Raw genomic sequence first — 13873 nt, 5'->3', positions numbered from 1 at the left:
TGTGAACTTCTGGGAGTACCTGGTCAACCGGCACCAGCAGCTGCTCACGGACGCCTACCAGCACGCGAGCGTGGTCTTCCAGTGCATGGTCGTGGCGACGGCGCTCGGGGTGCTGATCGGCGTGGTCACCTACCGCAGCGAGTGGGCCGGGAACCTCGCGACCACGACGACCGCCACCGTCCTGACCGTGCCGGCGCTCGCCCTGATCGGTCTGCTCATCCCCCTCGTGGGCCTCGGGGTGCCGCCCACGGTGATCGCGCTGACGCTGTACGGGCTGCTGCCGGTCGTGCGCAACGCGATCGTCGGGCTGCGCGGGGTCGATCCGGCGCTGGTGGACGCGGCCACGGGCATCGGGATGTCCCGGCCGGCCCGGCTGCTGCGGATCGAGCTGCCGCTGGCCTGGCCGCCGATCCTGACCGGGATCCGCGTCTCCACCCAGATGCTGATGGGCATCGCGGCCATCGCGGCGTACGCCTCCGGCCCGGGCCTCGGCAACGTCATCTTCCGCGGCCTCGCCTCGCTGGGCAGCGCCAACGCGCTCAACCAGGTCCTCGCGGGCACGCTCGGAATCATCATCCTGGCGCTGCTGTTCGACGCCGCGTACGTCCTGATCGGACGGCTGACCATTCCCAGGGGGATCCGTGCCTGAGACCGGTGACCACGGCGCCTCCATCGAGCTGGAGAGCCTGACCAAGCGCTATCCGGGCAGTGCGCAGCCGGCCGTGGACAACGTGAGCATGCAGATCAAGGCGGGCGAGGTCGTCGTCTTCGTCGGCCCCTCGGGCTGCGGCAAGTCGACGACGCTGAAGATGATCAACCGGCTGATCGAGCCGACCGGTGGCCGCATCCGCATCGGCGGCGAGGACGTCACCGACATGGACCCGGTCAAGCTGCGCCGCAAGGTCGGCTACGCCATCCAGTCCGCCGGTCTCTTCCCGCACATGACGGTGGCGCAGAACATCGGGATCGTCCCGAGGATGCTCGGCTGGCCGAGGGCGCGGATCAAGCAGCGCACCGAGGAGCTTCTCGACCTGGTCGGCCTCGACCCCGGGGAGTTCCACGGCCGCTACCCGCGCCGGCTCTCCGGCGGACAGCAGCAGCGCGTGGGCGTGGCCCGGGCACTGGCAGCCGATCCCCCGGTCCTGCTCATGGACGAGCCGTTCGGGGCGGTGGACCCGATCACCCGTGACCACCTCCAGGACGAGCTGATCCGTCTGCAGCACGAGCTGCACAAGACGATCGTCTTCGTCACCCACGACTTCGACGAGGCGATCAAGATCGGCGACCGGATCGCCGTGCTGCGCGAGCGGTCGCACATCGCGCAGTTCGACACGCCCGAGGCGATCCTCACCAACCCGGCGGACGACTTCGTGTCGGGGTTCGTGGGCGCCGGTGCGGCGCTGAAGCGCCTGAATCTGACCCGCGTACGGGACGTGGAGATCACCGACTACCCCACCGTCACGGTCGACGACCCGTTGCAGCAGATCTTCAACTCGCTGCGGACCAGCGGCAGCAACGAGATCCTGCTGCTCGACCGGCGGGGCCGTCCCTACAAGTGGCTGCGGCGCGGGGATCTGATGCGGGCCCGGGGCTCGCTGGCCCGCGCCGGGACCCTGGTGAGCGACACGGTCACCCGGGACGCCACCCTGCGCGACGCGCTGGAGGCGGTGCTCACCGACAACGCGGGGCGGGTGGCGGTGACCGGGCGGCGCGGCGAGTACACGGGCGTCGTCGACATGGAGACCCTCATGAACTCCGTGCACGAGATGCTGGAGGCCGACCGGCTCGACGCGATGGAGCATCAGCACGAACTCCAGTCGCTGCGGGCCTCGCAGACGCACGCCGAGCAGGAAGGGGCCGCGGGCCCGGCGGGCGTGGGCGGCGCCGGAGGGGAGCGGTGACCGCCACGGAGGCCGGCGAGACCTCCGAGCCCGTCGGGGAGACGCCCCCGACTGAGCGTCCGCCCGCACGTCTGACCTGGCAGAAGCTGACGTTCCTGCCGGCCGCCCTGATCGCCGTGCTGCTCGCCACCTGGCTCTGGTTCCAGCAGGCCGACCTGGACGCGCTGACCCGCAACGCCCTGTCGGGCGGCCAGGTCACCAAGGCGCTGTGGCAGCACATCCAGCTCACCGCGATCTCCACGTTCTTCGTGCTGATCATCGCGATCCCGCTGGGCATCCTGCTGACCCGCGGGGCGATGAGCAGGGCCACCCCGGTGGCGATGGCGTTCGCCAACACCGGCCAGGCGACCCCGGCGATCGGTCTGCTCGCCCTCCTGGTGATCTGGCTGGGCATCGGCCGCAGGGCCGCCCTGATCGGCATGATCATCTACGCGATCCTGCCGGTGCTCTCCAACACGATCACGGGCCTCAAGGCGAACGACCCGACCCTGCTGGAGTCGGCCCGCGGCATCGGCATGTCCCCCACGGGAGTGCTGAGGAAGGTGGAACTCCCGCTCGCCGTCCCGCTGATCCTGGCGGGCGTGCGCACGGCCCTCGTCCTCAACGTCGGTACGGCGACCCTGGCGGTCTTCGGCGGGGGCGGCGGACTCGGTGTGCTCATCACGACCGGGATCACCAACCAGCGGATGCCGGTGCTGGTGCTGGGATCGGTCCTCACGGTGGTGCTGGCGCTGCTGGTGGACTGGCTGGCGTCGATCGTCGAACTGCTGCTGCGCCCGCGGGGGTTGCAGCCATGAGAGGGCGTCCGTGCCTGGCCGCTGCGGGCCTGTTGCTGGCAGCGGCCGGCTGCGGCCTGACCAGCGGTTCTCCCCTGACCGACGATGTGAAGCCGGGCTCGATCGGCCGCGGTGAGCCGCTGAAGGGCGCGCATCTGACGGTGACGTCGAAGTCGTTCACCGAGCAGCTGATCCTCGGCTCGATCATGGGCATCGCGTTCGAGGCGGCCGGCGCCGACGTGGTCGACCGCACCGGCATCCAGGGCTCCATCGGCAGCCGCGAGGCGGTCCGCAAGGGCGACGCGGACGCCGGGTACGAGTACACCGGCACGGCGTGGATCACGTACCTCGGGCACGGCAAGCCGATCACCGACCCGCAGGAGCAGTGGGAGGCGGTGCAGAAGGAGGACGCGAGGAACGGGCTGGTCTGGCTGCCGCCGTCGAGGCTCGACAACACCTACGCGCTGGCGATGAACCAGCGAAACGCGAAGAAGTACGGCACGAAGACCATGTCGGACGTGGCGAAGCTGGCGAAGTCCGACCCTGGGGCCGTGAAGCTGTGCGTGGAGGTCGAGTTCGCCAACCGGGCGGACGGGCTGCCGGGCATGCAACAGGCCTACGGCATGGACGTGCCGGCGCGGAACATCACGCAGATGGACACCGGGATCATCTACACGCAGACCGCCAAGGGCAACTGCACGTACGGGGAGGTGTTCACCACCGACGGGCGCATCAAGTCGATGAACCTGGTGGTGATGGACGACGACAAGAAGTTCTTCCCCAACTACAACGCCGCGCCGATGATCAACGCCGGGTCCCTGAAGGAGTGGCCGGCGATCGCGGATGTCCTGAACCCGGTGACGGCGAAGCTGGACAACTCCGTGGCGCAGACGCTGAACGCGAAGGTGGATGTGGACGGGGAGGATCCGCACCAGGTGGCGCTGGACTGGATGGTGGAGGAGGGGTTCGTGGAGGAGTGAGTTACAAAGAGACCCTTGCAAAGGGAGCTTTGCAACGCTACCTTTGCATCGTGACCGAGCCTCAGAACCCGTCCGTACGGCAACTCGACGCCCGATCCCTGCGGGGACTGGCGCATCCCCTGCGCATGCAACTGCTGGACGCCCTGCGCTTCGGCGGCCCGGCGACCGCATCACAACTGGCCCAAAAACTGCGCGAGTCCAGCGGGGCCACGAGCTACCACCTGCGTCAACTCGCGGAGTACGGCTTCATCGAGGACGCACCCGAGCACGGCAAGGGGCGCGAGCGCTGGTGGAAGGCGGTGCACCGCGGCCTCCGCTTCGACGACGCGCTGCTCACCGACTCGGATCCGGCCGTACGCGGCGCGGCGGACCTCTATCTGCACGAGGTCGCCACCACGCAGGCCCGGGACCTGTCCACCTGGCTGGGCAACCGCGACTCGTGGCCCGAGGAGTGGAGCGAGTCCTGGGACATGAGCAGCGCGACCCTGAGCCTCACTCCCGATCTGACCCGCGAGCTCGTGGAGAAGATGCACGAGCTGGTCGAGGCCTACCGCGACCGAGCCGCCGCCGAGGACGCGCCCGGCACCGAGCAGGTCCGCGTCCACACGCACGCCTTCCCCGTTCGCACCGACTGAAGGGTTCGCCATGCACCCGGACATCCACCTCGCCCTGCACCACGCCCGCGCCGCCGAACTCCGTGCCGAGACCGAATCCCGTCCGGCGCACCGCCCCGAACTCCGTACGCGTCTGGGCTGGGCCCTGATAGAGGTCGGGCTGAAGCTCGCCGCCCGGCCCGGTCCGGTCCCCGCCCACTAGCAGCTGGGGACGGAGCCCTTCCCCGTCTCCAAGGCCACCAGTGAACTCACCGTGCTCTTCAGGGTGGTCACCGGAATCAGCCGCAGTCCCTTCGGAAGCTCGGCGCGAGCGTCCCCGCATTCCGCCTTGGGGACCAGGAACACCGTCGCCCCGTCCCGCCTCGCGGCTTGGGTCTTGAGGGCGACGCCCCCGACCGCACCGACCCGGCCGGCCGCGTCGATCGTGCCCGTACCGGCGATGACCCGGCCGCCGGTGAGGTCCCCACCGGTGCCGTCGCCGTCGAGCTTGTCGACGATGCCGAGGGAGAAGAGCAGCCCCGCACTGGGCCCGCCCACGTCCGCGAGCTTCAGGCTGACCTCGACGTCCTTGTCGTCGAGGCCGAGGTACCCCAGCGCGGCCCGCGTCGCCGCGTCCTGGGACTCCTTCATCTGCTTCTCGTTGTGTTGCTCGATCTCCTTGACGCTGTCCCCGCTCGGGTAGACCGCGTCGCGCGGCATGACCGCCTGGTCGGTACGGAACCAGCTGTCGATGACGTCGGGGAACGAGACCCGGGTGTCCGGGGAGGTCGCCTCGATGGTGGTCATCCGCAGCTGGCCCTCGGTGTCCCGGACCGGCGCACCGGAGATGGTGATCACCTCCGTGCCCTTGTTCTCGCCGAGCACGTTCGCCGTCAGCCCCGGCTGCGCCACCGAGAACGGCAGCGGCGCGAACGCCGCCGTCGCGAGCAGGGCCACGACGGGCAGGGCGCAGACGGCGATGGCCTGGGGGCGCGTGAGGCGAGAGAACACGGGATCAATCTAACGCGGGAGCGGGACACCGCCGGGACCAGGGCGCCCGGGGCCCCGGCGGGCAGGCCGCCGGCCGTCAGCGCAGGGCCTCCGCGACCTCCCGGGCCGCTTCGACGACCCGCGGTCCGACGCGCTCCGGCACCGCCTCCGCCAGCATCACCACGCCCACGCTTCCCTCGACGCCCGTCACACCCAGCAGCGGTGCCGCGGCACCCCAGGCGCCCGCCTCCAGCTCACCGTGGGTCAGCATGTACCCGGGCTCCGCCACCGGGTGCTGCCGGGCCGCGAGTATCGCCTTGCCGGCGGCGCCCCGGTCCAGGGGGTGCCGGAACCCGGCGCGGTAGGCGACGTGGTAGTCCGTCCAGGTCGGCTCGACGACGGCCACGGCCAGCGCGTCCGCCCCGTCGACCATGGTCAGATGCGCCGTCGCGCCGATCTCCTCGGCCAGTGACCGCAGCGCCGGCATCGCGGCCTCCCGCACCAGCGGATGGACCTGGCGCCCCAGACGCAGCACGCCGAGCCCGACCCGGGCACGTCCGCCGAGGTCACGGCGTATGAGGGCGTGCTGTTCGAGCGTGGCGAGCAACCGGTACACGACGGTCCGGTTCACGCCCAGCCGGACGGAGAGTTCGGTCACGGTGAGCCCGTGGTCCGTGTCGGCGAGCAGCTTGAGGACACGCAGTCCCCGGTCGAGCGTCTGGGAGGTCTCCGCGGTCACGACGCCCACTCCTTAGTGGTGAGGCCGGCGGCTCCCTGGTCGGCGGATGCGTCACCGAGTCCCGTCGGTGACGCGCTTCAGAGGCCGCCGATCGGTCGGCGGCCCGGCCTGTCCGGACCGCGTCGCTTCACGGCTGCGCTCCGCGGCGGCGCTGCCACGGGGCGTGTGCGTAGCCGGACAGTAGCGAAGCAGGTTCGCTGAGCGGAAGTCTCCGTCCAGAATCCGGGCACGGCCCGGGGCGTACTGCTTCCGTTTGCGGCGGTATGCACGCCCCCCAGGTTGTGAAGCCCCCGGCATGTCACTTCATGCGCGTGGCCCACTCCTGCACCTTGGCGATCCGCTGCCGCAGCTGCCCCGCCGTCGCCTCGGCCGCCGGAGGCCCCCCGCACACGCGCCGCAGCTCCGTGTGGATCACCCCGTGCGGCTTGCCGCTCTGGTGGACGTACGCGCCAACCATCGTGTTGAGCTGCCGCCGCAGCTCCATCATCTCCTTGTGGGAGACCACGGGCCGCCGCTCGGCGGGCACCTCGAGCAGGTCGGCCTCCGCGTCCGGCTTCCTGCGGCTGTGCGAGATCTGCTTGGCCTGCCGCTTCTGCAGCAGCAACTGCACCTGGTCCGGCTCCAGCAGACCCGGGATGCCGAGGTAGTCCTGCTCCTCCTCGCTGCCGGGGTGGGCCTGCATGCCGAACTCGGCGCCGTTGTACATGACCCGGTCGAAGACGGCGTCGGACTCCAGCGCCTCGAACGGGAGCATGTCCTGCTCGCCCGTGTCCTCGTCCTGCTCCCGGTTCGCCTCGTCCATCTCCTTCTCGGACTCGGCGTACGGGTCCTCCTCGCCCTCCTTCTTGGGCTTGTCGAGGACGTGGTCGCGCTCGCGCTCCATCTCGTTGGCGAAGGAGAGCAGGTCGGGCACGGTCGGCAGGAACACGGAGGCGGTCTCGCCGCGCCGCCGGGACCGCACGAAACGCCCCACGGCCTGCGCGAAGAACAGCGGCGTGGAGATGGTGGTCGCGTACACCCCGACCGCGAGCCGAGGCACGTCGACGCCCTCGGACACCATCCGCACCGCGACCATCCAGCGGTCGTTGCCGGCGCTGAACTCGTCGATCCGCTCGGAGGCGCTGGAGTCGTCCGACAGGACGAGGGTCGCACCCGTGCCGGTGATCTCCCGGATGAGCTTGGCGTACGCGCGCGCCGAGTCCTGGTCGGAGGCGATGACGAGGGCGCCCGCGTCCGGGATGGCCTTCCGCACCTCGGTCAGCCGCTGGTCCGCGGCGCGCAGCACCGACGGCATCCACTCACCGCGCGGGTCGAGGGCGGTCCGCCAGGCCTGGCTGACGGCGTCCTTGGTCATGGGCTCGCCGAGCCGGGCGGCGATCTCGTCTCCGGCCTTGGTGCGCCAGCGCATGTTGCCGCTGTAGGAGAGGAAGATGACGGGCCGCACGACGTTGTCCGCGAGGGCGTTGCCGTAGCCGTAGGTGTAGTCGGCGGCGGAGCGCCGGATCCCGTCGTCGCCCTCCTCGTATGTCACGAAGGGGATGGGGTTGGTGTCGGACCGGAAGGGCGTACCGGTCAGGGCGAGCCGTCGGGTCGCGGGCTCGAAGGCCTCGAGGCAGGCCTCGCCCCAGGACTTGCTGTCACCGGCGTGGTGGATCTCGTCGAGGATGACGAGTGTCTTGCGCTGCTCGACGCGGTTGCGGTGCAGCATGGGCCGGACGCCGACGCCGGCGTACGTCACGGCGACGCCGTGGTACTCCCGGCCGAGCGGCCCGGCGCTGTACTCCGGGTCGAGCTTGATGCCGATGCGGGCCGCGGCCTCCGCCCACTGCTTCTTCAGGTGCTCGGTCGGGGCGACGACGGTCACCTGCTGTACGACGTGGTGGTGCAGCAGCCAGGAGGCCAGCGTCAGCGCGAAGGTCGTCTTGCCGGCGCCGGGGGTGGCGACCGCCAGGAAGTCCCGCGGCTGCTCCTGGATGTACTTGTCCATCGCGCCCTGCTGCCAGGCGCGCAGCTTGCTGGCGGTACCCCAGGGGGCGCGGCCGGGGAACGCCGGGGACAGGTGGTGCGAGGCGGAACTGGTGCCGGCGGTGGTAGTCACGGTCTCCGTTGGGGGTCGGGCGGCTCGTGCGAGGGAGCCTGACGGCTCGGCTACGTATGACAACCGGGCCACCCTACCGGCGGCCCGGGCCGGTCAACGCGCGGACCGGGCCGGGTCACCTGTGGGTGGGACCGACGTCACAGCTCCCGCAGCCGCCCCGCGATCCTTTCGACCTCGCCCTCGGCCCCGGAGGCCACGTCGACGACCAGCGCGTAGGCCGTGTCCTGGTCCGCCCCGGCCAGGTCGACGCCGTTGAGGGCGAGGAAGGTGGCGGTGGCCAGCCAGGCGGTGCGCTTGTTGCCGTCGACGAGGGGGTGGTTGGCTGCGAGGGCGTGCAGGAGTGCGGCGGCCTGCTCGTACAGGTCGTCGTAGGCGGCCGTCCCGAACATCCGGGCGCGGGGGCGGTGCACGGCGGAGGCCAGCAGCCCGGGAGCACGCGCCTCGGGCGGCCTGCCGCCGAAGGCGATCTCCGCGATGCCGGTGACCTCGTCGACGGTCAGGTACCGGGTCATTCGCCGAGCCTCCTCAACAGGTCGGCGTGCTGCCGCGCGAGCCCCTCCGCGACGGCCCGCACACGTCCGCCCTCCTGGCGCAGGTGTTCGCGAACGGCCAGCAGGGCCATCTCTTCGGGCGCGAGGCCCTGCGCGTCCGCGAGGTCGTCCAGATCCGTCCGCAGGGCGGGGTCGAGGGGCAGCACGAGGTGGGACATGCGCAGAGGCTACGGCCGGAGGGTGGAGAGGGCGACCGCTTTACGGCCGGCTCTACGGCCGTCGTTCCCGCAGCCGCGTCGACACCCAGGCCCCGGCCAGCGCCACCCCCGCCATCGGCAGGAACACCGCGGTGAAGGCGGCCGGGTGGGAGCCGGAGGCCAGGGTGGTGGTGTGGGAGAGCGTGCCGCCGCCGAGCGCGGCGAAGGCGGCGCCGCCGGCGGACAGCAGGACCACGTTGGAGAGGCCGTCGGAGATCTGCAGGGCGGCGGAGTTGGTGCCGGCCTCCTCGGGGGCGGAGAGCTTGAGCAGGAGGACGCTCGTGGAGGAGATCACGAGCCCCATCCCGAAGCACCCGAAGGCCCAGGCGACGGCGACGGTCCAGACGGGCACCGCATCGATCAGCACGCTCGGCGCCGTGGCGATGGCAGCCGCCACCAGCAGCATCCCGACGGTGGCCAGCCGCTCCCGGTACGGCTCCACCCGCGAGCGCGACTGCACCCATGAGCCCAGCGCCCACGTCCCGCCGCCCGCGGCGAGCGAGAACCCGGCCAGCGTGGGACTGAGTCCGCGCTGCGTCACCAGCATCAGCGGCACGAACGACTCGGCGGCGATGAAGGATCCTGCGGCGACCCCGCGCAGCAGCACGACCGACGGCAGTCCGCGCACGGCCCGGTAGGTACCGGGCGGGAGCAGCCCGAGCACGGCCGGCACGAGCAGAGCCACGCCCACGGCACCGGGCAGGAGCGAGAGCGGCCGCAGGTCCTGGGCGGCGTACTGGAGCAGTCCGGCGCCCAGGGAGATGGCCAGGGCGAGCCGGATGCGCCGGCGGTCGAAGGAGGCCGGCGCATCCGCTGCGTCGGGAGCCCCCGCCGCGGCGGACCGCGCAGCCGTGCGTTCAGCCGGGCCGGACGCCCGGCGCCGTATCTGCGGCAGCGCGAGCGCGAGCGGGAAGACGACGAGCACGGGTATCCCCACGAACACCCACCGCCACCCCAGCTGCTCGGTCACCGTGCCGGCGGCGAGCGGGCCGACGATCGACGGCAGCACCCAGCTCGCGGCGAACGCGGCCATGATGGCGGGCCGCAGCCGCTCCGGGTAGGCCCGCCCTACGACGACGTAGAGCGCGACGATCACCAACCCGCCGCCGAGTCCCTGCACGGCCCGCCCCAGGATGAACACCCACATGGTCCCGGCGGTCCCGGACAGCAGCAGTCCGGCCCCGAAGGAGGCGATGCCCGCCGTCAGCGGTCCCAGCGGGCCGCGCCGGTCCGACCACTGCCCGGAGAGCACCATCCCGAACAGACTGGTCGTGAAGTACCCCGAGAACGCGAACGCGTACAGGGACACCCCGTCCAGCTCCCGGGCCGCGACAGGCATCGCCGTCCCGACAGCGGTCGCCTCGAAGGCGATGAGCAGCACGACGGAGACGATCCCGACACTCAACGCCCGGTGTCCCGGCCCCAGCACACCCTCATCCGCGTCGCCGAGGGAGGACGGGACGGCAGCACCCAAGACATCGGTGACATGCGGCTCGGAGTCAGGCATGCCCGCCAGCGTAAGGCCCACGCGGGCCTTTGACCCCTGTCGCGAGTCGGGCCCCCTCTGGGACTTTGGTCGTACGCCCCCCCCTTCTCGACCGGCCCCCTTCATGAACGGCGTATGGCAGTCACGTTGCATCCCGAGCGATGCCCTTGAGCCCCTGTCCCACCCCGGCCTACGGTCATTGCACCGAGTACGAACACGGCCGTGTGCCCGAGTGGTTCAGGGACTCGCCTGCAAAGCGAGTTACGCGGGTTCGAATCCCGCCGCGGCTTCTGCTTGTCTGACCAGAAAAAACGGAGGGGTGGCGCCCCGGCGGGGTGCCACCCCTCCGGCTGCCCGTCTCAGTTCTCGTCTATGTTTACGGATACGAGCGAGGAATGTGCGGTGCCCCGCACCGCAGGTGAGGGCGAGGCGCCACAGCGGGGCTACTCGAAGATGTTCCGGAGGGGAACGCGGTGACTCGACCGCTGACATCGCCACGCAGGATGACCTGCCCGTTCGTCAGGCGGTGTCACCCTTGGGCTTCGGCCATGCCTGTAGGGCGATATGGGCAAGCCACAAGGTGCGCAGCTGAATCCGGTCCTCGTCCCAGCGCTCGGCCCAACGCTCGTTGCTCCACTTGTCCCGAAGCTCCTCCGGCGCGGAGAGCACTGACGACGTCGTCAGCCGCAGAAGGCTGTGAGCACTCAGGCTGTCCTTCTTATGAGGCCATTCCCGGTTGCTCAACGACGGGTTGAGCTTCGTGGTGGTGAGCGTGAGATTGCCGAGCTGGTGGACTGCCTCATGTCGTTTCTTCAAGCTCTCCTCGCCGTCACCGTCGTTCAGCGGCCAGTGCGTCTCCCATTTCTGCGGCAGAACGTGCTCAATGTTCAGCCGAGGGTCCGCACTGGAAAGTGCCGGCGCGTGCTCGGTCTTCGGCGTCCGCAGATGATTCTCCAGTCCGACCAGCAGAGCCTTCAACCGGGCACGATAGGAACGACGGTAGAGATCGTTAGCGATCAGGGCGGCAAGAAATGTCCGGTCGTCAGGCCACAGCCGGGCATCGGCCGTTTGATTCCAAAGGCTGCGCACGACGGCCTGACCTGCCCGAGCGGGATCGCTCTGCTGAGCGTCGGCCAGTACCTGGACGAAGAGTCGGTTGTAGTCCTTCGTCGTCATCAGGCACACGGCTCGCCGCATGAGAAAGGAGTCGATGGCGCGGGCCGCGATCGCTCGCTGGTCGTTCGGTACGTCGTCTGTCGCGTGCAGATAGAGCAGTACCGGCCACGGCGTCGTCGTCATGGTCTGCATGCGGTCGAGCAATCGGCCGGTGGGATCGGTCAGCGGCAATCCCCGAACCCGCTGATACGTCTCGGCATAATGCCTGATGTCCCGGATCACGTCCGAAGCCTGCCGGCCACTTTCCGGCAGCCACTTCTTGAAGTCGGCGAAGAGGTGCTCCACCAGCACGTCTTGACGCTTTTGAACAGTCAGCCAGTAAGCCAGGAGCAAGTCGATCAGGGCACGCCTGATGCGTCCTGTGGTGACCTGACCGCGCCAGGGTTCGGCATCCAGAGGCAGCCAGGCGTTCATCAACAGCTCTTCGGAGTGCTGGTGCTCCCCCTGCGACTCGACGGTTTGGAAAAGGAGGTTCTTCACGAGGTCCGCGGCGTCAAGGCGCACGCCACGGTGATTCAGCGCCTCGAAGATCACCTGCGGGTCGTCACCCGCGTCCAGGACGATCTCGACGAGCTGCATGCGCTCTTGAAGCGTGTAGAACAGGTCGTCAAGCCGCTGGACCGGGCTGGGCGCGGCCTTGGCCCAGTCGCCGATCTCCTGCTCGAACCACACGCGGGCGCGGACCAGCCGGTGGTCGGGGGCGGGCGCCGCACCGTCGTCGTCGCTCCCGCGTACGGCCCAGAGGAATGCCGCACGGTCCTGAGGGAGCGGCCAGACTTTGTAGCGGTCGTCCGGGTACGCCTCGTGAACCGTCTCCGCCCGGTTCTCCAGCAGACTCGTGAAACGACCGACGACGCTGTCGGCGGCAATGTCGTGGGCGACAGCCCGAGCTGCCGCGAAGAGGATCTGCAGCGTGGTCATACGCTGCTGGCCGTCGATGATGTGGGACGAACCGAGGCGCCGGGGCGGCCGGTATCGCTCCTGTACGACCACGGCGCCCAGGAAGTAGGTGCGCGGCTTCGACTGCCCCGTACCACTCTGGGGCTCCGTCTCCGCCTCCACTTCCTCCGCCGCCGTCCGGACGTCCATCCACAAGGGTTCCCAGTTGTCCTCCTGATCCCATACATAGGGCCTCTGGAAGATCGGGATCACGCTCTGGTGGTCGTTCGCGAATACCTTCCCCAGCTTGACGTCGCCGGCTTGCATCGCCCCTCCGGTCCCAGTACCTGCATGGTCATCGCAGCGTAACGGCGCAGCGCAGAATTTGATCGCCCTTCCTGTGAACGTCCGCACTTGCAAGGTCACTTGAGCTAAAGGTCCGTGGACCTAGCATCATGAGCTGTTCACCCTGGCGTGCGTCAGGAGAGGGCGAAGGAGGATCGGCACACATGTGGTTCGGGGACCCCGGGCACGTCAGCGATGTCACGATCCGGGCCGCCGCCGAGAAGGCACTTGCGGGCATGTCCGACAGCGTGCGCGCCGCATGGACGGCAGCGATGGAGGAGGCACGCAAGGACATCCTCGGCAGCGGCACCGTGCTGGAGTCGAAGCAGTACACGGGCACCTACGACCACCGGTACGACTGCTGGGACATGCCTGCCGAACTGGGCATCGGCATCGACGCCGTCGACGACGGCCAGGCCACCGTGCGGCTCGTTCAGCACCGTATCGGGGAATTCGACACCATCAGTCAGGTCGTGTCGTTCATCAACGGCAGACGGCTGTTCCACAAGGTGACCGTGGGCGAGATCCTGTCCGCAGGGTCCTGGACCAGCTACAGCCCGGAGAGCTACACCCTCCGACTCCGCGAGGCGGAAGACGCCTACCGCACTCTCCAAGCCGCCTTCGGGGCCCCCGACGGCCGTGCGGAGCGCTACCAGAGCCTTCTTCGGCTGACCGCGTCTCTGAAAGAGCAGGCGCGTGCTCTGGAGACGACCGCTCCCGCTCCAGCCGAGTCACGTGCGGTACCCGACTGGTTCGCCTTGTCGCCGACCGAGTTCGAGTACGCCGTCGCCGAGTTGTGCCGTAAGGACGGCTGTACCCGGGTGCAGGCGATCGGCGGGGCCGGGGACCTTGGAGCGGACGTCGTCGCCTACACCCCTGACGGGCGCAAGGTGGTAATCCAGTGCAAGCAGTACCGGGGCAAAGTCGCCAGCCCCGATCTGCAGAGGTTTGCCGGAACCGTGTTCAACATCCACCATGCCGACGTGGCGGTGCTGGTGACCACCGGAACCGTCACCGCCCCTGCGGCTCGACTGGCCAAGGCTTCGGGCATAGAGATCGTGCACGCCGACCGGCTCGACCGGTGGGCAGACGGAAGAGATCAGCCGCCCTGGCATCACAGCCGCACCCTGTTGCCGCCCGAAGGCGGGCCCTGACCGGGCCG

The 13873-nt window shown here is 69.9% G+C and carries 14 protein-coding genes and 1 tRNA gene; 8 read left to right on the top strand and 7 right to left on the bottom strand.

The annotated features are described in order from the left end of the window. Position 1: 1 nt before the first annotated feature. The 6 genes from ADK65_RS11400 to ADK65_RS38805 are packed head-to-tail and all read left to right on the top strand — an operon-like array spanning position 2 to position 4473. Positions 2–649: an ABC transporter permease gene (locus ADK65_RS11400; RefSeq protein WP_053669861.1), complete on the top strand. Its 648-nt coding sequence runs from the start codon at positions 2–4 to the stop codon at positions 647–649. Continuing rightward, positions 642–1901 (top strand): betaine/proline/choline family ABC transporter ATP-binding protein, encoded by a 1260-nt coding sequence (locus tag ADK65_RS11395; RefSeq protein ID WP_053669860.1) that lies wholly within the window; start codon positions 642–644, stop codon positions 1899–1901. Before ADK65_RS11400 ends, ADK65_RS11395 begins: the two co-directional genes overlap by 8 nt. Next, positions 1898–2698, top strand: a complete 801-nt coding sequence (locus ADK65_RS11390; protein WP_053669859.1) for an ABC transporter permease — start codon at positions 1898–1900, stop codon at positions 2696–2698. The genes ADK65_RS11395 and ADK65_RS11390 overlap by 4 nt, the downstream gene beginning before the upstream one ends. Continuing rightward, positions 2695–3657 (top strand): glycine betaine ABC transporter substrate-binding protein, encoded by a 963-nt coding sequence (locus tag ADK65_RS11385; protein WP_053669858.1) that lies wholly within the window; start codon positions 2695–2697, stop codon positions 3655–3657. Before ADK65_RS11390 ends, ADK65_RS11385 begins: the two co-directional genes overlap by 4 nt. Before the next feature lie 50 nt (positions 3658–3707). Beyond that, complete coding sequence (locus ADK65_RS11380; protein ID WP_053669857.1) at positions 3708–4292, top strand: ArsR/SmtB family transcription factor; 585 nt, start codon at positions 3708–3710, stop codon at positions 4290–4292. 10 nt (positions 4293–4302) lie between these two features. Further along, positions 4303–4473 (top strand): hypothetical protein, encoded by a 171-nt coding sequence (locus ADK65_RS38805; RefSeq protein WP_199825606.1) that lies wholly within the window; start codon positions 4303–4305, stop codon positions 4471–4473. On the opposite strand, the gene ADK65_RS11375 is transcribed toward ADK65_RS38805, so the two are convergent. The 6 genes from ADK65_RS11375 to ADK65_RS11350 form a co-directional block, all read right to left on the bottom strand. Beyond that, positions 4470–5261, bottom strand: a complete 792-nt coding sequence (locus tag ADK65_RS11375) for a S16 family serine protease (protein ID WP_053669856.1) — start codon at positions 5259–5261, stop codon at positions 4470–4472. The two genes, ADK65_RS38805 and ADK65_RS11375, sit on opposite strands and share 4 nt — an antisense overlap. A gap of 76 nt (positions 5262–5337) precedes the next feature. Continuing rightward, positions 5338–5979, bottom strand: coding sequence for an IclR family transcriptional regulator (locus tag ADK65_RS11370; RefSeq protein ID WP_053669855.1), 642 nt, complete (start codon positions 5977–5979; stop codon positions 5338–5340). A gap of 298 nt (positions 5980–6277) precedes the next feature. Beyond that, on the bottom strand, positions 6278–8077 hold the full coding sequence (locus ADK65_RS11365) for a DEAD/DEAH box helicase (protein WP_053669854.1): 1800 nt from the start codon (positions 8075–8077) through the stop codon (positions 6278–6280). A gap of 137 nt (positions 8078–8214) precedes the next feature. Then, on the bottom strand, positions 8215–8589 hold the full coding sequence (locus tag ADK65_RS11360) for a type II toxin-antitoxin system death-on-curing family toxin (RefSeq protein WP_053669853.1): 375 nt from the start codon (positions 8587–8589) through the stop codon (positions 8215–8217). Beyond that, entirely contained in the window at positions 8586–8786 is a 201-nt protein-coding gene (locus ADK65_RS11355) for a hypothetical protein (protein ID WP_053669852.1), read from the bottom strand. Before ADK65_RS11355 ends, ADK65_RS11360 begins: the two co-directional genes overlap by 4 nt. 52 nt (positions 8787–8838) lie before the next feature. After that, a complete protein-coding gene (locus ADK65_RS11350) occupies positions 8839–10332 on the bottom strand; it encodes an MFS transporter (protein ID WP_053669851.1) in 1494 nt (497 codons plus the stop codon). A 197-nt stretch (positions 10333–10529) separates the two neighbouring features. On the opposite strand from ADK65_RS11350, the gene ADK65_RS11345 reads away from it, so the two are divergent. Then, positions 10530–10601, top strand: a tRNA-Cys gene (locus tag ADK65_RS11345). Between the two features lie 229 nt (positions 10602–10830). Here the strand turns inward: ADK65_RS11345 and ADK65_RS11340 are convergent. Then, positions 10831–12693 carry a DUF262 domain-containing protein gene (locus tag ADK65_RS11340; RefSeq protein WP_053669850.1) on the bottom strand — a complete coding sequence of 621 codons (1863 nt, stop codon included), beginning with the start codon at positions 12691–12693 and terminating at the stop codon, positions 10831–10833. A gap of 254 nt (positions 12694–12947) precedes the next feature. Between ADK65_RS11340 and ADK65_RS11335 the strand changes: the two genes are divergently transcribed. Then, positions 12948–13865: a restriction endonuclease gene (locus tag ADK65_RS11335; protein WP_234352851.1), complete on the top strand. Its 918-nt coding sequence runs from the start codon at positions 12948–12950 to the stop codon at positions 13863–13865. The last annotated feature ends 8 nt before the right edge of the window (positions 13866–13873 follow it).

This window comes from Streptomyces sp. NRRL B-1140 (assembly GCF_001280065.1).
In the GTDB taxonomy this organism is placed as follows: Bacteria; Actinomycetota; Actinomycetes; order Streptomycetales; family Streptomycetaceae; genus Streptomyces.
The sequence above is the reverse complement of the archived record's forward strand: the minus strand, read 5'-3'. Positions and strand labels throughout refer to the sequence as shown.